The sequence below is a fragment of the Streptomyces sp. NPDC005811 genome, from assembly GCF_040630405.1.
Classification (GTDB): Bacteria; Actinomycetota; Actinomycetes; order Streptomycetales; family Streptomycetaceae; genus Streptomyces.
This window is the reverse complement of sequence record NZ_JBEXXK010000006.1, coordinates 41,813-63,058: the sequence shown is the minus strand read 5'-3', so window position 1 is coordinate 63,058 and position 21,246 is coordinate 41,813. Positions and strand designations below refer to the sequence as shown.

Here is a 21,246-nt window from a genome sequence, read left to right as displayed (position 1 = left end):
AAAGCCGATTACGCGCGGGCCGCGGACACGTTCAGGAAGGGTCGCCGAGGCCGCCGAGCACCGTCTCGGCCCGTTCCAGGGCCCCGTCGGTGGCGTCCAGGTCGGGGGTGATGCCGGTGCCGTCGACCGCGCGGCCGGACGGGGTGCGGTAGTGGCCCACGGTCAGCTCGGCGACCGAGCCGTCGGGCAGCTCGCTCGGCATCTGCACCGAGCCCTTGCCGAAGGTGCGCGAGCCCACGACGACCGCGCGGCCGCGGTCCTGGAGGGCGCCGGTGAGCAGTTCGGCCGCGCTCATGGTGCCGCCGTCGACGAGGGCGACGAGGGGGCGGTCGGTGTCACCGCCGAGGTCGGCGTGCAGGGCGCGCTGGTCGCCGTCCACGTCGTAGGTGGCGACGAGGCCGCCGTCGAGGAAGACGGAGGCGGTGGCGGTGGCCTCGGCGACCAGTCCGCCGGAGTTGCCGCGCAGGTCCAGGACGATGCCGGCGCCGGCCGGGGCCGCCCGGACGGCGGAGCGTACGGCGTCACCGACGCCCTTGGTGAACGCGGAGATCTTGATGACGACGGCGCCGCCGGAGACACGGCGGACGGTGACGGAGTCCGTGGACAGCAGGGCCCGGCGCAGTGTCTCGCGCCACGCGCGCGTACCGCGCTGAAGGCCCAGGGTGACGGTCGTGCCGGCGGCCGCGTCCGTGGCGTCACCGCGCAGTAAGGAGACCACCTCGGTGACCGGGCGGCCGTCGACCCCGTGGCCGTCGACGCTGCGCAGCCGGTCCCCGGCGCGGATCCCGGCGCCGGCCGCGGGCGACCCGGGCCGTACCCCGGTGACCTCGATCCGCCCCTGCGCGTCGCGCCGCGCCCACAGGCCGACGCCGGTGTAGCGGCCGTCGAGGGACTCCTCGAACTCCTCGTACTCGCCCGCGGAGTAGACGGCGGCCCAGCGGTCCCCGCTGCGGCTGACCGCGCGCTCCGCCGCCTCCATGGGGGACTTGCCGACCGCGGCGGCCTCCTCGGCCGCGCGGGTCACGTCCCGCGTGTGCCCGGCGGGCGCCTCACGCGTCCCGTCCGGGGCGGTCCGGCCCCCGTCGCCCGGCAGCGACCCGGTCGCGGCACCGGCGACGAGCACGCTCGCGAACACCAATGTCAGGGCGGCCCCGCGGCCGAAACGGCGGGGCTGACAGAACAGGTCGCGGCCTGACATGGCGGTGAGTCTAGGGGAACGCGAAGAGCCGTACGGTCGCTTGACCGTACGGCTCGCGGGGCGTGCGTCACACCTTCAGGTACTTGCGCAACGCGAAGAACGCCGCCAACGCCGGCATCAGCAGGCTGGTGGCGAGGATCAGCGGAAGCTTCGTCAGGACCGCGTCCCAGCCGATGAAGTTGATCAGGTTCAGCTTCTCGGACAGGGCGAGGCCGTGGTCGATGATGAAGTACCGGGCGATCACCAGGAAGCCGCAGGCGACCGTGCCGCCGATCAGTCCGGCGACCGCGGCCTCGGCGATGAACGGGGCCTGGATGTAGAAGCCGGAGGCGCCGACCAGGCGCATGATCCCGGTCTCCCGCCGGCGGCTGAACGCCGAGACCCGCACCGTGTTGACGATCAGCATCAGCGCGACCACCAGCATCAGCGCCATCACCGCGCGCGCGGCCCAGTTCATGCCGTTGAGGAGCCCGAAGAGGTTGTCCAGGATGCCCTTCTGGTCCTGCACCGACTGCACGCCGTCCCGGCCGTCGAAGGCGGTCGCGATGACCTGGTACTTCTCCGGGTCCTTCAGCTTGATCCGGTACGACTCCTGCATCTGGTCCGGGGTGAGGGAGGCGGCCAGCGGGGAGTCGCCGAACTGCTCCTTGTAGTGCTTGTACGCGTCGTCCTGCGACTCGTACGTCACGTTCTCCACCACCGACATCTTGCCGAGGTCGGTCTTGATCTGCTTCTTCTGGTCGTCGGTCACCGCGCCCTTGGCGCAGTTGGGGTCGGACTCGGCGTCACTCTTGTTGCAGAGGAAGATCGAGACGTTGACCTTGTCGTACCAGTAGCCCTTCATGGTGCTGACCTGGTCGCTCATCAGCAGCGACCCGCCGAACAGCGCGAGCGACAGGGCCACGGACACGATGACGGCGAAGGTCATCGTCAGATTGCGACGGAGACCGACGCCGATCTCGGAGAGTACGAACTGGGCACGCATGGCGTGTACTTGAGGCCTTTCCGGGAACGTCTGCGGGGGCGGTCAGTGCTGGTAGCCGTAGACGCCGCGCGCCTGGTCACGGACGAGGCGGCCCTTCTCCAGCTCGATGACGCGCTTGCGCATCTGGTCCACGATGTTCTGGTCGTGCGTGGCCATCACGACGGTCGTGCCGGTCCGGTTGATCCGGTCGAGCAGCTTCATGATGCCGACGGAGGTCTGCGGGTCGAGGTTGCCGGTCGGCTCGTCGGCGATCAGCAGCTTGGGCCGGTTCACGAAGGCCCGCGCGATCGCGACGCGCTGCTGCTCACCGCCGGACAGCTCACCGGGCCTGCGGTCCTCCTTGCCGCCGAGCCCGACCAGGTCGAGCACCTGCGGCACGGACTTGCGGATCTCGCCCTTGGACTTGCCGATGACCTCCTGCGCGAAGGCGACGTTCTCCGCCACCGTCTTGTTGGGGAGCAGCCGGAAGTCCTGGAAGACGGTCCCCAGCTGGCGGCGCATCTGCGGCACCTTCCAGTTGGAGAGCCGTGCGAGGTCCTTGCCGAGGACGTGCACCTGGCCGTGGCTGCATCGCTCCTCGCGGAGGATCAGCCGCAGGAAGGTGGACTTTCCGGAGCCGGAGGACCCCACGAGGAAGACGAACTCGCCCTTCTCCACTTCCAGGGAGACATCCCTGAGTGCGGGGTGGGTCTGCTTGGGGTAGACCTTGGAGACGTTGTCGAATCGGATCACGGGTGCACCACGGGTCGCCGGGGGTAGATGAGCGTGACCATACGCGAATAGGGCGCGCGGGCGCAGTCGCCGGGAGGGGTTGCGGCAGGCTTGTGCGTTTTTGTACGGGACTTTGTCCCGGAGTTCGTCGGGGCCCCTCTCCGGCAGGGCCGCGCGGGCCCGGCGGGAACCTGGCACAGTGGAGGGGGAACGTTCTCGGTGGCGTGAGCGTTGAGATACGTGGAACCGGTGCAAGGAGGGCGAGGCGCATGACGTACGACCGGCTGGTGTGCGCTAACTGCGCGGCGCCCGTGAGCGAGGGCCGGTGCCCCGTGTGCCGTGCGAACCGCGAGCGGCTGCAGCAGGAGAACTTCTTCGCGGGGCTGAACCCCATGGCGCTGATCGCGCTGCTGGCGGTCCTGGTGGCGGCGGTGGCGCTGCTGGCCCACCAGACCGCGTAGCGGCCCGTCCTACGACGCAACGAGAAGGGCCCGGAGCCGATCGGCTCCGGGCCCTTCTCGCGTACGTCACCTCACGTCACGCGCAGGTACGGCTACCGTCAGGCAGCGGCCCCGCCACGGCCCGCCACGAGGCGCGGCAGAACGCGGAAGGCGACACCGCCCGCGATCATGGTGGCGGCACCGAGGATCAGGAAGGTGGTCTCGCCGGCACCGGTCTCGGCGAGTTCCCCGCCGCCGCCCTGGGCGGTGGTGTCGGAGGCGCTGTCCGAGGTGTCGGTCAGGGCGGAGGTGCCCTCCTCCTGGGTGGAGGTGCCGTCGGTGTCGGTGCCCCCGCTGGTGGAGGAGGAGGAGCTTCCACCGTCGGTGGAGGACCCACCGGTGCTGGAGGACCCACCGGAGGTGGAGCTGCCACCGTCGGAGGAACCTCCGGTGCTGCTGCTCGACCCGCCGTTGGACTGGTCGCCCGTGGAGGACGAGGACGAGGAGGAGTCCGACCCGCCGTTGCTCTGGTCGCCCGAGGACGACGAAGAGGAGGAGGAGGAGGAGTCCGACCCGCCGTTGGACTGGTCGCCCGAGGACGACGAGGAGGAGTCCGACCCACCGTTGCTCTGGTCACCCGAGGACGACGAAGAGGAGGAGGAGGAGTCCGACCCGCCGTTGGACTGGTCGCCCGAGGACGACGAGGACGAGGAGGAGTCCGACCCACCGTTGCTCTGGTCGCCCGAGGACGACGAGGAGGAGTCCGAGCCGCCGTCGCTGGACGTGCCGCCGTCCTCACAGCTGGGGTCGACGATGATGTCGCACGGGTCGTCGCCCGTGGTGGTGACACCCTCGGCGGCCGTGGAGACCAGGTTGCTCTCGTTGCCGTCCACGGCCGAGGCGACGCCCGCCACGGTCAGGGAGGCGCCCGCGGCGATCACGGCGCCGGCTGCGAGCCGCGCGACCCGGATCCGCGTCTTCTTTGTCATATAGCTGCTACCCCCAGTAGCTGAATCGTCGATGAGGGCGCGCTCGGGGCGGTGATCGACGGGGGTAGCTGAACTACTGGCTGAAACCCCCCGGTTCACATGCGCCCCGAAGATACGCATGCCACACTGCACCCTCCCGATTTTTCATACCAACGTCAAGGTCGTTGCGGGCGCAATGTCCAAGTCGGGAGTCTTTGACCGAGGTTGAAGCTGTGAATGTGACGTAAAAGGCAAGACGAAAGGCAACCACCCCTGAAGCAGGGGCGGTTGCCTTGTCGACAAAACTACTTCTCCTGCTGCTTGCGCCAGCGAATTCCTGCTTCGAGGAACCCGTCCAGCTCACCGTTGAAGACGGCCTCGGGGTTGCCGACCTCGAACTCGGTGCGGAGGTCCTTGACCATCTGGTACGGGTGCAGGACGTAGGACCGCATCTGGTTGCCCCACGAGTTGCCGCCGTCGCCCTTCAGGGCGTCCATCCTGGCCTGCTCCTCCTGCCGGCGCCGCTCGAGGAGCTTGGCCTGGAGGACGTTCATCGCGGTCGCCTTGTTCTGGATCTGCGAGCGCTCGTTCTGGCAGGAGACGACGATGCCGGTGGGCAGGTGGGTCAGGCGCACCGCGGAGTCGGTGGTGTTCACGCCCTGGCCGCCGGGCCCCGAGGAGCGGTAGACGTCCACCCGCAGCTCGGACTCGTCGATCTCGATGTGGTCGGTCTGCTCGACCACGGGGAGCACCTCGACGCCCGCGAAGGAGGTCTGGCGGCGCCCCTGGTTGTCGTAGGGCGAGATGCGCACCAGCCGGTGCGTGCCCTGCTCCACCGAGAGGGTCCCGTAGGCGTACGGCACCTGCACGGCGAAGGTGGTCGACTTGATGCCGGCCTCTTCCGCGTACGAGGTCTCGTAGATCTCGGTCTTGTAGCCGTGCTGCTCCGCCCAGCGCAGGTACATGCGCTGGAGCTTCTCGGCGAAGTCGGCGGCGTCCACGCCACCGGCCTCGGCGCGGATGTTCACCAGCGCCTCGCGGGAGTCGTACTCCCCGCTGAGCAGCGTCCGCACCTCCATCTCGTCGAGCGCCTTGCGGACGGCGGCGAGCTCGGACTCGGCCTCGGCACGGGTGTCCGGGTCGTCCTCCTCCTCGGCCATCTCGAAGAGCACGGCGAGATCGTCGATCCGGCCGCGCAGCGCTTCCGCCTTCCTGACCTCGGCCTGGAGGTGGGAAAGCTTGCTGGTGATCTTCTGCGCCTCGTCCGGGTTGTCCCACAGGGACGGCGCGGCCGCCTGCTCCTCGAGCACGGCGATGTCTGCCCTCAGCTTGTCGAGGTCCAGAACGGCCTCGATCGACTCCATGGTCGAGGAGAGGGACTTGAGCTCTTCGGATACATCGACGACTGCCACGCCTCCAGCGTAACGGACCCGTCATCCGCTCCCCTCCGGCGCCGGTCGCGGCCCCCGGAGGGGCTGCGCGTGGCTACGGGGTGGACGGGGCCGAGGTACCGCTGTCCCGGGGGGACGCGCCCGCGTCGTCGCCCGAGGTCGCCGCCCAGGTGCCGACGCCCACCGCCGCGACGAGCGCGACCGCCGCCGCGCCCAGGGTGATCCGGCGGCGCCGGGTGACCGCCCGGTTCCGCGCGGAGCCGGGGCGGGGTGCCCCCGCGGCGCGCGGCACCCGTGCCGTCCCGTGCGCCCCGCCCGCCAGCTCGTCGGGCGCCGGCACCCGCATCGAGGTGTGGGTGTCCCGGTTGGAGTCCGGCTTGGCGCCCGGCACCAGCGGCACCGAGCCCCGCCGTACCCTCCCGGAGGGTGCCGCCGGGGCGGGCGCGGCCGGGTCCGCGGGCTCGCCGCCCTCGGCCGCCGGCTCGGTGTCCGGCTCGTCCACGTCGAGCGGCGGCATCCCGGCCAGCATGGGCAGCTGCTCCCGCAGCCGCGCCGCCAGCTCGGAGGCCCGCAGCCGCGAGGCCGGACCCTTCGCCAGGCACTGCACGATCAGCTGCCACAGCTCGTCGGGGATGCCGGGGAGCGGGGCGACCGTCTCCGTGACGTGGCGCCGCAGCACGGCCCCCGGATGTCCCCCGCCGAACGGCGTGAACCCGGCGAGGAGCTCGTAGAGCACGGTCGCGAGCGCGTAGATGTCCACGGAGGCGCGGGGCGGCAGGCCCTCGACGATCTCCGGGGCGAGGTAGTCCGGCGTGCCGATGATCTTCGTGGCCCGGGTCCGCTTCGGGGTGTCGATCAGTTTCGCGACCCCGAAGTCGGTCAGCAGCGCGCGGTGCGAGCCGCCGGGGCCCAGCGGGCCCTGCATGTCGAGCAGGACGTTCTCCGGCTTGACGTCCCGGTGCACCACCCCGGCGGCGTGCGCCGCGGCCAGTCCCTCCGCGACGTCGGCGACGATCGCCACCGCGGCCTCGGGCGCGAGCCTGCGGTCCCGGTCGAGCCGGGTGCGCAGATCGGTGCCCCGGACCAGGTCCATGACGAGCGCCAGGTCGTTGCCGTCGACCACCAGGTCCCGTACGGAGACCACGTTCGGGTGTTCGAGCCCGAGCAGCGCCGTGCGCTCCTGCACGAAGCGGCCCACGAGCTCCTCGTCGGAGGCGAGGTCCTCGCGCAGCAGCTTGATGGCGACGGGCCCCTCGGGGCCCTCGCCCAGCCACACCGTGCCGGCGCTGCCCCGTCCCAGGATCTGGTGGGCGGTGTACCGGCTGCCGATCTTCCGTGCCAAGACTGCTCCTACAGACGCGTGTTGCCGAACAAAGTACGCGTCCTACGAGCCAACCTTCACCGCGGAGACGGAAATCACCCGCCAGATGTCGACAAGTCAACAGGTCAGGGCTTGCCCGGGCCGCCGGAGTCGCCGCCGACATCGGCGAGGTCACCGACGAAGCTCGTGAACTGGCCGAACAGATGGGTCAGCTCGCCCCACCAGGTGCGGCCCGTGCCGATCCATCCCTGGAGCGGGCTGAACTCCCAGATGAGCCAGCCGGCCACGAAGAAGATGACGAGGGTGAACAGGCAGCCCTTCAGACAGCCGAGCCCGGGGATCTTCATCGGGTTGGCGCTGCGCTGCCTCGGCTCGCGGGGCTCCCGGGGCTGCCGCGGCTCGGGCGCGGGCGCGGGCCGCGGGGCCTGCCGCTGCGGCTGGGGCTGCGGAGCCGGTGCCGGGGCGTACCGCTGCTGCTGGGGCTGCTGCGGCGGCGCGTACTGCTGCTGGGGCTGCTGCTGATAGCCGTACCCGCCGCCCTGCTGGGGCGGGTAGCCGCCCTGCTGGGGCCGCTGCTGCGGGCGCTGCGGCGGCTGCTGCGGCGGCTGCTGCCGGGACACCTGCCGCTGGGGGCGGCGGCGCAGCGGGTCCTCGCCGGGGTCGAGGTACTGCTGGACCTGCGTCTGTTCGTTGCGGTCGCGGGCCGCCCGGAGCTGGGTCTGCCAGGGGTGCGGCTGCTCGGGCTGCGGCTGCCCCGGCTGGTGCGGGGGCACCGGCGGCAGGACGGCCGTCGGGTCGGCGCCGCCTCCCGGGCCGCCCGTGTGCGGCAGGACGGCGGTGGGGTCGGCTGCGCCGGCGGGCCCCGCGGCGGCACCGGTGTGCGGGAGCACGCTGGTCGCGGCGTTCGGGTCGTACGCCCCCTGGGGCAGGCCCGCTCCGGCGTCCGCGCCCGGCACCTGTGCGGGCGCCGGGTCCGGGGTGAGGAGATGGACGACGCCGTCGGCGGCGGCGATCTGCATCGCGTTGGCGTGCACCCCGATGCCCTCGGCGACGATCCGCAGTCCGCGCGCCAGGTTCTGGGCGCTCGGCCGGCCCTCGGGGGTCTTGCTCAGACAGCGCTCGATGACCGTCCACAGCGGGTCGGGGACGGTGGAGGGGCGGCGCGGTTCGGCGCTGAGGTGCTGGTGGAGCACTTCGAGCGCGGAGCCGCCGGCGAACGGCGGACGGCCGGTGACCAGTTCGTACAGCAGGATGCCGGCGCCGTAGATGTCGACCGCCGAGGTCTGCGGACGGCCTTCGGCCGACTCGGGCGCAACGTACGCGGGCGTGCCGACGAACTCGCTGGTGCGGGTCAGGCCCGGGGAGTCGGCGAGGCGGGCGATGCCGAAGTCGGTGAGCATCGGGTGCATCTGGCCGCCCTCCTGCATCAGCAGGACGTTGGCCGGCTTCAGGTCGCGGTGGACCACGCCGTCGGCGTGGCTCGCGGCGAGCGCGTCGGCGACCTGGGCGGTGAGCAGCGCGGCGGCGACGGGCGTCAGCGGTCCGTTCTCGCGCAGGTAGCGGTGCAGGTCGGGGCCGTCGACGAGGTCCATGACCAGCGCCAGCAGATCGCCCTCGACGACCAGGTCGCGGACCCGCACGATGTTCGGGTGGGTCAGGCGCAGCAGCACCGACCGCTCGCGCAGGAACCGCATCACGACATCGGGGTCGCTCGCGAGCTCCTCCTTGAGGACCTTGATCGCGACGGTCTCTCCGGGCTGACCGGGCACGGCCGCCTCGGCGCCCGCGGTCTCGCGCTGGCGGGCTCGCCAGACGGTGCCCGTGGCGCCGCGTCCGAGCGGCTCCTCGAGCAGGTACTTGCTGCCGACTGGCCGCACGTCACGCGCTCCCTGCTGCTTGCTTGCCTGTTCTGCCTGTGTTCCGACCCACTGTAGTGCCGGGGTCTCCGGACCGGGCTGTCCTCTTCCTATGGGCCTTACGTACGGTTACGTGCTTTCTTCCCTGCCCGTTCGAAGGGAAGACGCGCACCCCGGTCCCCCGGTTGCCGCACCCCGGCGTGACCGATCTCAACTGATCGTCGTCCGATCGCCCGCGATCGAATGGTCAGGCACTTTTGCGGGCAGAGCCGACCAATCAAGATCACTTGCATGCGGGCGGTGGGCGGATTGTCGGTGACAGGTGCGAGGATGCCTGGAGTACTGGCCGATGTGCTCGTGCGGGGTGGGGGGTTGTCCGCGCCCGGGCAGAAGGGACCGCTGACGGCGATGCAGATCCGGCTGACCGTCGTAGACCCGTTGGGCGCGTCCGCGGAGGGGCGGGGTCGCGCCGCGAGCTGCGACGTACTGGTCACGGCGCCCGCCGGCACGGCGCTGGCCGAGGTCGCGTCCGCCCTGTCCGCCGCGGTCTCGGGGGAGAGCGCGAGCGGCGCGCCCGTCGTCCTGTACGCGGGCGCGGAGCGGCTCGACAGCCGGCGCTGCACCCTCGGCGAACCTCCCCTGACGGACGGCGCGGTCCTCGCCGTGGGCGCCCCGGCCGACCCCGAGCCGCATCCCGAGGTGGACGACGCCCCGGCCCGGCTGCACGTGGTCGCGGGCCCGGACGCCGGCGGGGTGCACCTGCTGCACGGCGGCCAGGTCCGGGTGGGCCGCTCGGCGGAGGCCGACGTCCCGCTGGACGACCCGGACGTCTCCCGGCTGCACTGCGCGGTGACCCTGACCCCCGACGGGCGCGCCACGGTCACCGACCTCGGCTCCACCAACGGCACCACCCTGGACGGCAGCCGGATCCAGTCCCGCCCCGTCCGGCTGGCCCCGGGCGCGCTGCTCCGGGTCGGCGAGTCCGCGCTGCGGCTCGCTCCGCCCGGCGGCCCGGGGGCCCGTGTGCCCACCACCCCGGACGGCGAGGGGCACGTCCGCGTGCCCTGCGGCGCCGGTACGGCACAGGGCGCCCCGCCCTCGACGGCCGCCGCCGGGGGAAACCCGGGCGAGGCGGCTGCGACCGGCGCGTCTCCCGCGCGCGAGACGCCCGACCCACGCTCCGGCGGCCTCGCGGGCACCGCCCACGCACGCGTGCCGGGCGCGCGGACCGACGGCCCGCACCCGGCGGGCACCCCCGCACCGCCCCACGGCCCGACCGGCCACGCCTACGGCACGGTCGACTGGACCGGTTCCGCGGCTCCCCGCCCCGAGCACCCCCACCCCTCCCGCGAGACCCCCTCGGTGCCGGGCCAGGGCGGCGCCCCGCGCATCGAGAGCCACCCGGCCCCCGGCACGGCTCGCCGCGCGCCCTCGCCCGGCGCGTCCCACGACACCCACGCCGGCCACGCGGGCGTGGGCTCCTTCACCCGGCCGCACCACGACGAGCCCGACCACGGCGCGTCCCAGCACGGCACGCCCCACGACGGCGGGCCCCACGACTCCGGCCCGCAGGACGGCGCCCGAGGCCCGCACGGCGCCTCCCCCGACCCCGACGACGACACACCCTCCGCCTCCCGCCGCAAGGGCACCCCCCTGCGCGGCACCGACGTCCCGCCCGGTCTGCGCAAACGCGGCGGTCTCTCCGCCTGGGCGCGGAAGCTGGCCGGCGGCCGCGGCAGCGCGCAGGACGCCCCCGACCCGGACGCCCACGACGACGCACCGGGCGCCGCGGCCCCCTCGGCGGCCGTCGCCGCGCCCGCTCCGGAGACCTGGCCGGACCCGGCGGCGCTGCTGCTGACGGCCCTGGCCCCGGGCCCCCGGCTGTGGGAGCGCGCCCCCGGTCACCCGGAGGCGCTGACGGTCCGGCTCGGCACGGCGGACCGGCCGGCGCCCGACGGCTCGGGCCTGCTGCCCGCCGTCCCGGTGACGGCGGGGCTGCGCGAGGCGGGCGCGCTGGGCCTGGCCGGGCCGCGCCCGCGGCTCGCGGGGCTGGCCCGCGCGGTGCTGGCGCAACTGGCCGCGCTGCACTCGCCGGACGCCCTGGAGATCGTCCTGATCAGCACGGACCGGGCGCGCGGCGAGCAGGAGCGCACCGCGGAGTGGGCCTGGCTCGGCTGGCTGCCCCATCTGCGTCCCGGCCACGGCCAGGACTGCCGTCTGCTGCTCGCCTACGACCACGACCAGGCGGCGGCCCGCACCGACGAGCTGCTGCGCCGGCTGGCGGACCGGCAGCCGGACGGCGGCGCCCCGGCACCGGCCACCGCGCACCGCCCGTCCTGGGCGCGGGCCGAGGACGGGGCGGGCTTCCCCGGCCCCTACACGGTGGTCGTCGTGGACGGCGACCCGGGCGGCGCCGATCTGCGCGAGGCGGTCACGCGGCTCGCGGTGGCGGGCCCCCGGGCCGGCATCCATGTGCTGTGCCTGGCCGAGACGCCCGCCGTGTCGCCGGCCGCCCCGGTGACGCAGGCGTACGAGACGGCCTGCGCGGCGGCACCGGCGTTCCGCGCGTGCGGGGCGGTGGCGCTGCTGAGCGGGGACGTGGCGACGGCGCTGCGGCTGTTCCGGGTGGCGCCGGAGGGCGACGGCCGGTCCGGCCCGGTGGGTCAGGGCACGCTGGCCGCCGTGGACGCGGTCTCCCCCGCCTGGGCCGAGCGGTTCGCGCGCGCCCTGGCCCCGCTGCGCCCCGACGGCGGCGGCGAACGGCACGCCCGCGTGTCGGCCCCCCTGCCGCCGTCCGCCCGGCTCCTCGACGAACTGGGCCTGGCCCGGGCCACCCCGGCCTCCCTGATGGCCCGCTGGGCCGACGCGGCCGACGACACCGAGGCGCTCGGCGGCCGGGCCTGGGCCGTGCTGGGCGCGGGCCCGCGCGGTCCGGTCGCGGTGGACCTCGCGGCCGAGGGCCCGCATCTGCTGATCGAGGGCCCGTCCGGCAGCGGCCGTACGGAACTGCTGCGGGCGGTCGTGGCCTCGCTGGCCGCGGCCGAGCGCCCGGACCGGCTGAGCGTGCTGCTGCTGGACGGCGGCGACACCACGGGCCAGGGCACCGCCGGCCAGGGCGACGGGCTGCGCGTCTGTACGGACGTCCCGCATGTCACCGGTCATCTGACCGCCAACGACCCGGTGCGGATGCGGGAGTTCGCGCAGTCGCTGAGCGCCGAGCTGAAGCGGCGGGCCGAGCTGCTCGGGCTCTCCGACTTCGCCGAGTGGCACACGCACCGCGAGGTGTCCGGCCGGATCGTCCCGCAGCGCACCCCGGCCGCCCCCGCGCCCGCGCCCTCGTCCTCCGGGGCCGCCGACCTCGACACCCCGCCCAGCGCCACGATCCGGCTGCGCCCCTCGGCGGCCGCCCGGCGCCAGGCGGAGACGCCCGCCCCGCTGCCCCGTCTGGTGGTCGTGGTCGACGACCTCGACGCGCTGGTCTCGCCGGCCCTGGGCTCCCCCGGGCGCCCCGCCGCGGGCTCGGTGATGCGGGCGCTGGAGGCGGTGGCCCGCGAGGGCGACCGGCTGGGCGTGCACCTGGTGGCGGCGACGGCTCCGGACGCCCGCACGGCCGAGTCGGAACCGGCCCGCCGTTCCAGCGTTCGGGTCAATCTGGAGCCCCCGGGTTCGGGCGCGGACGAGCCCGCCCCCGGCCGGGGCCGGCTCAGGGGCGCGGACGGCCGTCTCACCCCCTTCCAGGGCGGCCGCGTCACGGGCCGTATCCCCCGCACGGCGACCCTGCGCCCCACGGTGGTCCCCCTGGAGTGGCAGCGCATGGGCGACCCGCCTACCCGCCGCCCGGTCCGCGAGCTGGGCAACGGCCCGACCGACCTGGCGCTCCTGGCGAGCGCGCTGGAGCGGGCCTCGCGCAGCCCGTCGGGGGTCTGACGGGAAGCACACCCCGCTCAGCGCCCCCGCACAAGCGTGCACCGTGCAGTCACGACGCGGTCACGATCTCCCGGTGGACAGGGTGGGCGCTCTTGCCGACCCCCGTCACCCGGCGTAGACCAGTGCTCACGGGACAGCGCTCGACGTTCGACGAGAACCGAAGAACGGGGTCGTGATGCGCAGGACGAGCCACACCATCCGGACACGCAGGACCGTGAAGACGGCCGCCGCGCTGGCGGCGGGAGCCCTCGCGCTCTCGCTGACCGCGTGCGGCGGGGACGACGACAAGAGCAGCGGCAACGGAAGCGGAACCGGCACCGAGGACACCGGCGGGGGCCTGAGCCTGCCGAAGCTGGACGGGACCACGCTCGAGGTGGCCGCCGTGTGGACCGGCGCGGAGCAGGCGAACTTCAAGAAGGTCCTGGCGGAGTTCGAGAAGCGCACCGGCGCGAAGGTGACCTTCGTGCCCGCGCAGGACCCGATCATCAACTTCCTGGGGTCGAAGATCGCGGGCGGTGCGCCGCCGGACGTGGCGATGCTCCCCCAGCCCGGTGCGATCAAGCAGGCGGTGGACCAGGGCTGGGCGAAGCCGCTGGGCGCGGCCCCCCTGAAGGAGCTCCAGAAGAACTACGCGCAGGGCTGGCAGGACATCGGCAAGGTCGGCGGCAAGCAGTACGGCGTCTACTACAAGGCCGCCAACAAGTCGCTGATCTGGTACAACGCGCAGGTCTTCGAGAACGCGGGCGCGAAGGAGCCCGCGACGTGGGACGAGCTGCTGGACACCGCGCAGACGGTGTACGACTCCGGTGTCACGCCGTTCTCGATCGGCGGCGCCGACGGCTGGACGCTCACCGACTGGTTCGAGAACGTGTACCTCTCCCAGGCGGGCCCGGAGAAGTACGACCAGCTCGCCCAGCACAAGATCAAGTGGACGGATCCCTCGGTGAAGGAGGCGCTGACCACGCTGGCCCAGATCTGGGGCAAGAAGGACTGGATCGCGGGCGGTGCGAGCGGCGCGCTCCAGACGGAGTTCCCGGCCTCGGTGACGCAGACGTTCACCGGCGGCGACCAGCCGAAGGCGGCGATGGTCTACGAGGGCGACTTCGTGCAGGTCAACATCGCGGACACCAAGGCGAAGGTGGGCACGGACGCGAAGGTGTTCCCGTTCCCGAAGGCCGGTGACACCGCGCCGGTGGTGTCCGGCGGTGACGCGGCGGTCGTCTTCAAGGACTCCGAGGGCGCGCAGGCGCTGGCGACCTTCCTGGCCTCGCCGGAGGCCGCGACGATCCAGGCGAAGCTGGGCGGCTACCTCTCGCCGAACAAGAACGTCGCGATCTCCTCGTACCCGAACAAGGTCCAGCAGACGATCGCCAAGGCCCTGATCGCGTCCGGCGACGACTTCCGCTTCGACATGTCCGACCAGGCCCCGCAGGCCTTCGGCGGCACACCCGGCAAGGGCGAGTGGAAGGATCTCCAGGACTTCCTGAAGAACCCGACGGACGTGGCCGGCGCCCAGAAGAAACTGGAGTCGGACGCGGCGGCGGCGTACGGGAACTGACCCGGCGATGAGGCAGTCCGTAACCGGCACGCGCAAGACCGTGGCGGCCCTGTTCCTGCTGCCCTGCCTCGTGCTGCTGGGCGCGCTCGTGGTCTACCCCATCGGGTACTCGGTCGTGCGCAGCTTCTACGACCCGTCGGGCGACGGTTTCGTCGGCGTCGACAACTACCGGGCCCTCTTCACGGACGACGGCATCCGTACGGCCCTGAAGAACAACGTGATCTGGGTGGTGTTCGCGCCGACGGTGGCGACCGCCCTCGGACTGATCTTCGCGGTGCTGACCGAGCGGGTGCGCTGGGGCACGGCGTTCAAGCTGGTCGTCTTCATGCCGATGGCGATCTCGATGCTCGCCGCCGGGATCATCTTCCGGCTGGTGTACGACCAGGATCCGGACAAGGGGGTCGCGAACGCGGTGTGGGTGGGGGTGCACGACACGTTCGTCCAGGCGTCCGCGTTCCCCAAGGCCCACCCCGGCCGTGACTCGCCCCTGGCGGCCGAGGGCGGCGGTTACGTCACCAGGGCGACCGTGCGCACCGGTGAGACGGTCGCCCTCCCCCTGGTCGGTGTCGCGCCCGACCGGATGCCCGACGACGCGAAGAAGGCCGTACCGGCCGAGGCCGACCCCGCGAAGATCACCGGCACCACCTGGCAGGACTTCACCCGCGGCAAGGGCGTGGGCACGCTCGGCGCCCCCGACCCCACCGAGCTGGGCTATGCCGGGATGAGGATCGAGGCGGTGAAGGACGGCAAGGTGGTCGCCTCCACCCAGGCCGCCGACGACGGCACGTTCACCCTCCCCGCCGCAGCGGACGGGGCCCGGCTCAGGCTGCCCGCGGGCAACTTCGCGGAGCCGTACAACGGCGTGGACTGGCTGGGCCCCTCGCTGGTCACCCCGGCGATCATCGGGTCGTACATCTGGATGTGGGCCGGTTTCGCGATGGTGCTGATCGCGGCCGGGCTCGCCGGGGTGCCGCGGGAACTGCTGGAGCAGGCGCGGGTCGACGGCGCGACCGAGTGGCAGGTGTTCCGCCGGGTCACCGTCCCGCTGCTGGCGCCGGTCCTCGCGGTCGTCACCGTCACTTTGATGATCAACGTGCTGAAGGTGTTCGACCTGGTGTTCATCATCGCCCCGGGCTCCTCGCAGGACGACGCGAACGTGCTGGCGCTGGAGCTGTACCGCAAGGGCTTCTCGGAGAACCAGCCCGGCATCGCCAGCGCGATCGCGGTGTTCCTGCTGCTGCTGGTGATCCCGGTGATGTGGTTCAACGTCCGCAGGCTCAGGCGGGAGGTGCGGCGATGACGACCGCGGGCAGGTGGCTGATCGAGAAGGTCAACGGCGGTCTGGTCCGGGGCTTCCTCCTCGTCGTCGGCCTGTTCTGGCTGGTGCCGACGATCGGTCTGCTGATCTCCTCGCTGCGCTCCCCGGCGGACCTGAGCGCCAGCGGCTGGTGGACGGTGTTCTCGAAGCCCTCCCAGCTCACCTTCGACAGCTACCACAAGCTCCTGGAGAACGGCGACATCACCGGCTCGCTCGTCAACACGGTGCTGATCACCGTCCCGGCGACCCTGCTGGTGGTCTTCATCGGCTCGCTCGCCGGATACGCCTTCGCCTGGATGGAGTTCCCGGGCCGCGACTGGTGGTTCCTGGCCGTCGTGGGGCTGCTGGTGGTGCCGGTGCAGGTGGCGCTGATCCCGATCGCCGAACTCTTCGGCAAGCTCGGCCTGTTCGGGTCGGTCTTCGGGGTGATCCTGTTCCATGTCGGCTTCGGCCTGCCGTTCGCGGTGTTCCTGCTGCGGAACTTCTTCGCGGAGATCCCGCGCGAGCTGCTGGAGGCGGCCCGGCTGGACGGGGCGGGCGAACTGCGCCTGTTCTTCCGGGTCGTGATGCCGCTGGGCGGCCCGGCGATCGCGAGCCTGGCCATCTTCCAGTTCCTGTGGGTGTGGAACGACATGCTGGTGGCGCTGGTGTTCACCGACGCCGACAGCCAGCCGATCACGGTCGCCCTCCAGACCCAGGTACGGCAGTTCGGCAACAACATCGACGTGCTGGCGCCCGGCGCGTTCCTCTCGATGGTGATCCCGCTGGCCGTGTTCTTCGCGTTCCAGCGGCAGTTCGTGTCCGGGGTGATGGCGGGCGCCGTCAAATAGCCCGGAGGACAACGTGCGGGAGGGGGCGGGACGTCACGGTCCCGCCCCTGCTCGTTCACCCGGAATCCCCCGAATGCCGTACGAACCGTAACCGATTCACTCCATCGGCCGTTCCCGGGCAAGGCCCTGCCCGCGCCGACCCATGGATGTCCCTTGCCCAGGTTCAGTGTCATCGTCCCCGCGTACAAGGTTCAGGCGTATCTGCACGAGTGCCTCGAATCGGTGCTGTCCCAGTCGTGGACCGATCTCGAACTGATCGCCGTCGACGACTGCTCGCCGGACGCCTGCGGAGAGATCATCGACGAGTTCGCGGCGCGCGATCCACGGGTGCGCGCGGTGCACCTGCCGGAGAACGCGGGTCTGGGCCGGGCCCGCAACGCCGGGATGCGGGTGGCGGTCGGCGACTATCTGCTGTTCCTGGACTCCGACGACACCCTCACCCCGGACGCGCTGCGCGCGATCGCCGACCGGCTGAAGGAGACCGGCGAGCCGGACGTCCTGGTCTACGACTACGCGCGCACCTACTGGACGGGCGAGGCGGAGCGCAACAAGGTCGCCTCCGTGCTCGGCGAACAGGGCCCGGCCCCGTTCCGGCTGGAGGACCGCCCGGAGCTGTTCCGGCTGCTGATGGTGGCCTGGAACAAGGCCTGCAAGCGGGAGTTCGTCGACCGCGCGGGCCTGGCCTTCCCGCCGGGCTACTACGAGGACACGCCGTGGACGTACCCGGTGCTGATGGCGGCGGAGTCGATCGCCACGCTCGACCGGGTCTGTGTGCACTACCGCCAGCGCCGCCGCGGCAACATCCTGTCCACCACCAGCCGCCGGCACTTCGACGTCTTCGAGCAGTACGACCGGGTCTTCGCGTTCGTCGAGGAGCACCCCGAACTGGCCCGCTGGCGGCCGGTGCTGTTCCGCCGCATGGTCGACCACTTCACGACGATCTTCGCCAAGCGGGACCGGCTGCCGCGCGCCGCGCGCGCCGAGTTCCTGCGCCGGGCCCGCGCCCACTACCGCCGCTACCTCACCCCCGGTACCAGGATCCCGCTGCGCTCCCGGCTGCGGCACAGCCTCGTCCACCTCGGCCTGCACCGCACCTACCGGGGGCTCCAGGCGGCCATGACCCTGCGCCGCCGCACCCTGAAACTCGCCGTGAAGCTCGCCCGCGCGCTGCGGGCCGGTCTGCTCCAGACGCACTACCGCGTCCAGCTGCGGCTGCCCCTGTGCGCCGACCGCGCGGTGTTCGGGGCGTACTGGGGGCGCGGGCACGGCTGCAACCCGGGCGCGCTGGAGGCCGCGTTCCGCGCCCACGCGCCCGAGGTGCGCACCGCGTGGATCGCCCGCCCCGAGCATGTGCGGGCGATCCCGCCGGGCCCGCGCCCCCTGACGCCCGGCACGGCCGCCTACTGGACGGCGCTGGCCCGCTCCAAGTACCTCGTCAACAACGTCAACTTCGACCGCCGGCTGGTCAAACGGCCCGGGCAGGTCTTCGTGCAGACCCAGCACGGCACCCCCCTCAAGCACATGGGCCTCGACCTCCAGGAACGCCCGGCGGCCGCCCGGGACATGGACTTCGAGGAGCTGCTGCGCGGCGTCGACAAATGGGACTACGTACTGTCCGCCAACCGCCACACCACCCTGACCTGGGAGCGCGTCTACCCCGGCCGCTACCGGACCCTGGAGTACGGCTATCCGCGCAACGACGTCTTCCAGCGGGCGACCGCGGCGGACGTGGCCCGGCTGCGCGACTCCCTCGGCATCCCCCGCGACACGGTCGCGATCCTGTACGCGCCCACCCACCGCGACCACCGGCGCACCCAGCACCCCGCCCTGGACCTGGAGCGCGTCCTGCGCCGTCTGGGCCCGCGCTTCGTGGTGCTGGCCCGCGCGCACCGCGGGCAGGGCGCCTTCCTCGCCCGGCGCACGCCCGGGGTCATCGACGTCGGCGACCACCCCAGTGTCGAGTCGCTCTGCCTCGCCTCGGACGCCCTGGTCACGGACTACTCGTCGATCATGTTCGACTACGCCAACCTGGACCGCCCGATCGTCGTGCACGCGCCCGACGAGGACTGGGCGGCGTACCGGGCGGCGCGCGGCGTCTACTTCGATCTGCGGGCCGTCCCGCCGGGCGCGGTGGCCCGCAGCGAGGACGAGCTGATCGACATCTTCAGCACCGGCCACTGGCGCGGCTCCCGCTCGACGCAGCTGCGGGCCGGGTTCCGCGAGCGGTTCTGCCCGTACGACGACGGGCGCGCCGCCGAGCGGGTCGTCCGGCGGATCGTGCTGGGCGAGACCCAGCTGCCGCCGGTCGTGCCGCTCGCCGAGCGCCGGCCCGTGCCGTCCGCGGCGGCCTCGGGCCACCCCCCGCTCACCGCCGTACCGCAGCCTTCCGGCGCGCACCCCGTCACCGACGGCCACTGACCGCCGTTCACCCGACGAACACACCGGCGCAGCACGCCCGACAGAGCCCGCAGAGCCCAGAGCCCAGAGCCCACAGAGCCCACAGAGCCCACAGAGCCCACAGAGAAAGAGCAGCATGCCCCGCTTCAGCATCATCGTCCCGTCCCATGGGGTCGCGGGCCGGCTGTCCCTGGCGCTGGACTCCGTCCTCGCCCAGTCCTTCGGCGACTTCGAGCTGATCCCGGTCTGCGACGCCCCGGACGCCCCGGCCGCCGGCCTCGTCGCCGGGTACGCCGGGCGGGACCCCCGGGTGACGCCGGTCCACTCGCCGCCGTCGGCGGGCCTGGCGGGGGCGCGCAACACCGGGACGCGGGCGGCGCGGGGGACGTACCTGCTGTTCCTCGACGGCGACGACACCCTCGCCCCGGGCGCCCTGGCGGCCCTGGACGCCCGCCTCGCCGCCACCGGTGACGTGGACGTGCTGTACGCCGAGCACGAGCGCGTCCCGTGGTGGGAGGGCGAGCCGGCCAACCCGGCGGCCCCGCTGCTGGCCAAGGCCCCCCGGGACGCCTTCACCCCGGCCGAGGCGCCCCGGATCACCGGGGTGCTGCTGCCCGCCTGGAGCGCCGCCTACCGCCGCGCCTTCCTCACCGAGCGGCGGATCGCCTTCCCCGAGGGGCACTTCACCGACATCGGCTTCGGCTCCCTGGTCACCCTGCACGCCGAGCGGATCGCGGTGCTGCGCTCGGTCGTCGTACGGCATCTGCTGCGCCGGCAGGGCAGCCGGCTCAACCTGCCGGGCGAGCACCACACCGAACTGCTGGACCGGATCGAGCCGGTGCTGGCGGCGGCCGGCGGACTCGGGCTGCCCGCCGACCGGTCGGGGCCGCTGTTCGAGCAGCTCTTCGCGCTCGTCCTCAAGACGGCCGCGCATCCGCGCCGGCTGCCCCACCGCCGTCGCCGGGCCTTCTTCCGCCGCGCGGGCCGGCTCTACCGCCGCCACCGCCCCGCCGGTCTGCGCCGGCCGGGTGGCAGCCTCGGGGTGCAGCACCGGCTGCTCGCGGCGGGGGCGTACACGGCGTTCCGTGCGCTGCGCGGCGCCCGTCAGCGGCTGTCGGCCGCCGCCCGGCTCCTCCCGCGCCCCCGCGGGCTGCGCACCCGCCTGTACTACCGGCGTCAGCTGCGCCGCCGTATCGACCCGAACCTGGCGGTGTACTGCGCCTACTGGGGCCGCGGTTACGCGTGCAGCCCGGCCGCGATCCACGCCAAGGCCGCCGAACTCGCCCCGCACATCCGCTCGGTGTTCCTCGTCGAGCCCGGCCAGGCGCACACCGTGCCGGAGGGCGTCGAGCACGCGGTGATCGGCAGCCGCCGCTCCTGGCAGGTCCTGGCCCGCGCCAAGTACCTGGTCAACAACGCCAACTTCGCGGAGGGAGTGGTCAAGCGGGAGGGCAGTGTGCATGTGCAGACCCAGCACGGCACCCCGTTGAAGAAGATGGGCGTCGACCAGTCGACGTACCCCGTGGTGGCGGCCGCGAGCGGCTCGTTCACCAAGCTGCTCGGGCGGGTGGACCGCTGGGACTTCAACCTCTCCTCCAACACCCACTCCACGCAGATGTGGGAGCGCGCCTTCCCGGGCCGCTACGAGCACCTGGAGTACGGCTATCCGCGCAACGACGTCCTCTACACGGCGACCGCCGAGGACGTGGCCCGGATCCGGCGCGAGCTCGGGGTGCCGGAGGGGCGGACGGCCGTGCTGTACGCGCCGACCCACCGCGACTGGTCGACCGGCTTCGAGGGCGGCCTGGACCTGGAGGCCTTCTGCGAGGCGGCCGGCGAGGACGTCGTCGTCCTGCTGCGCGCCCACTACTTCTACGACCTGGGCCGGGCCCGGGGGACGGGCCGGATCCTCGACGTCACCGGCCACCGCTCCTCCGAGGAGGTCTGTCTGGCCGCCGACGCGCTGGTCACGGACTACTCGTCGATCATGTTCGACTACGCCAACCTGGACCGCCCGATCGTCGTGTACGCCGACGACTGGGAGGTCTACACCGAGACGCGGGGCGTGTACTTCGACCTGATGGCGGAACCGCCGGGACCGGTGGCCCGTACGCCGCAGGAGCTGGCGCGGGTGTTCCGCGACGGCGTGTACGCCTCGCCGGAGTCCGCGGAGCTCAGGGCCGCCTTCCGGGCCCGTTTCTGCCAGTTCGACGACGGCCGGGCCGCCGAGCGCGTGGTGCGCAGGGTGCTGCTCGGCGAGCCCCCGGAGGCGATCGGGCCCGTGCTGCCGCTCGCCGACCGCGTCCCGGCCCCCGCCGCCGCCACCCCCGTGAGGAGCTGACCCCC

The 21,246-nt window shown here is 73.1% G+C and carries 14 protein-coding genes; 7 read left to right on the top strand and 7 right to left on the bottom strand.

Annotation, left to right across the window (positions count from 1 at the left end; genetic code table 11):
- Positions 1–31: 31 nt before the first annotated feature.
- The 3 genes from ABZ490_RS08250 to ftsE form a co-directional block, all read right to left on the bottom strand.
- The gene (locus ABZ490_RS08250; RefSeq protein ID WP_358986121.1) at positions 32–1,198 is read right to left on the bottom strand and encodes a S41 family peptidase; all 1,167 of its coding nucleotides are present in this window, start codon (positions 1,196–1,198) and stop codon (positions 32–34) included.
- A gap of 67 nt (positions 1,199–1,265) precedes the next feature.
- Positions 1,266–2,183, bottom strand: coding sequence for a permease-like cell division protein FtsX (gene ftsX / locus ABZ490_RS08245; RefSeq protein WP_358986118.1), 918 nt, complete (start codon positions 2,181–2,183; stop codon positions 1,266–1,268).
- 42 nt (positions 2,184–2,225) lie between these two features.
- A complete protein-coding gene (ftsE, locus tag ABZ490_RS08240) occupies positions 2,226–2,915 on the bottom strand; it encodes a cell division ATP-binding protein FtsE (protein WP_059203505.1) in 690 nt (229 codons plus the stop codon).
- A 248-nt stretch (positions 2,916–3,163) separates the two neighbouring features.
- Here ftsE and ABZ490_RS08235 point away from each other — a divergent pair, with 248 nt between their 5' ends.
- Positions 3,164–3,355: a hypothetical protein gene (locus tag ABZ490_RS08235; RefSeq protein ID WP_055639109.1), complete on the top strand. Its 192-nt coding sequence runs from the start codon at positions 3,164–3,166 to the stop codon at positions 3,353–3,355.
- Between the two features lie 98 nt (positions 3,356–3,453).
- On the opposite strand, the gene ABZ490_RS08230 is transcribed toward ABZ490_RS08235, so the two are convergent.
- The 4 genes from ABZ490_RS08230 to ABZ490_RS08215 all read right to left on the bottom strand — a co-directional run bounded on the left by ABZ490_RS08230 (position 3,454) and on the right by ABZ490_RS08215 (position 8,891).
- Positions 3,454–4,323, bottom strand: coding sequence for a hypothetical protein (locus ABZ490_RS08230; protein ID WP_358986113.1), 870 nt, complete (start codon positions 4,321–4,323; stop codon positions 3,454–3,456).
- Positions 4,324–4,607: 284 nt separating this feature from the next.
- Positions 4,608–5,714, bottom strand: a complete 1,107-nt coding sequence (gene prfB, locus ABZ490_RS08225; protein WP_358986110.1) for a peptide chain release factor 2 — start codon at positions 5,712–5,714, stop codon at positions 4,608–4,610.
- A gap of 73 nt (positions 5,715–5,787) precedes the next feature.
- A complete protein-coding gene (locus tag ABZ490_RS08220; RefSeq protein WP_358986107.1) occupies positions 5,788–7,035 on the bottom strand; it encodes a serine/threonine-protein kinase in 1,248 nt (415 codons plus the stop codon).
- 104 nt (positions 7,036–7,139) lie between these two features.
- Positions 7,140–8,891, bottom strand: a complete 1,752-nt coding sequence (locus tag ABZ490_RS08215; RefSeq protein WP_358986103.1) for a serine/threonine-protein kinase — start codon at positions 8,889–8,891, stop codon at positions 7,140–7,142.
- Positions 8,892–9,278: 387 nt separating this feature from the next.
- Between ABZ490_RS08215 and ABZ490_RS08210 the strand changes: the two genes are divergently transcribed.
- The 6 genes from ABZ490_RS08210 (at position 9,279) to ABZ490_RS08185 (ending at position 21,241) form a co-directional block, all read left to right on the top strand.
- Positions 9,279–12,797 (top strand): FHA domain-containing protein, encoded by a 3,519-nt coding sequence (locus ABZ490_RS08210; protein ID WP_358986755.1) that lies wholly within the window; start codon positions 9,279–9,281, stop codon positions 12,795–12,797.
- Between the two features lie 175 nt (positions 12,798–12,972).
- The gene (locus tag ABZ490_RS08205; RefSeq protein ID WP_358986100.1) at positions 12,973–14,355 is read left to right on the top strand and encodes an ABC transporter substrate-binding protein; all 1,383 of its coding nucleotides are present in this window, start codon (positions 12,973–12,975) and stop codon (positions 14,353–14,355) included.
- Positions 14,356–14,362: 7 nt separating this feature from the next.
- Positions 14,363–15,655: a sugar ABC transporter permease gene (locus tag ABZ490_RS08200; RefSeq protein WP_358986097.1), complete on the top strand. Its 1,293-nt coding sequence runs from the start codon at positions 14,363–14,365 to the stop codon at positions 15,653–15,655.
- Positions 15,652–16,503: a carbohydrate ABC transporter permease gene (locus tag ABZ490_RS08195; protein ID WP_358986094.1), complete on the top strand. Its 852-nt coding sequence runs from the start codon at positions 15,652–15,654 to the stop codon at positions 16,501–16,503. Before ABZ490_RS08200 ends, ABZ490_RS08195 begins: the two co-directional genes overlap by 4 nt.
- Before the next feature lie 153 nt (positions 16,504–16,656).
- Positions 16,657–18,921, top strand: a complete 2,265-nt coding sequence (locus ABZ490_RS08190) for a bifunctional glycosyltransferase family 2 protein/CDP-glycerol:glycerophosphate glycerophosphotransferase (RefSeq protein ID WP_358986091.1) — start codon at positions 16,657–16,659, stop codon at positions 18,919–18,921.
- 115 nt (positions 18,922–19,036) lie between these two features.
- Positions 19,037–21,241, top strand: a complete 2,205-nt coding sequence (locus ABZ490_RS08185; protein ID WP_358986088.1) for a CDP-glycerol glycerophosphotransferase family protein — start codon at positions 19,037–19,039, stop codon at positions 21,239–21,241.
- Positions 21,242–21,246: the final 5 nt, after the last annotated feature.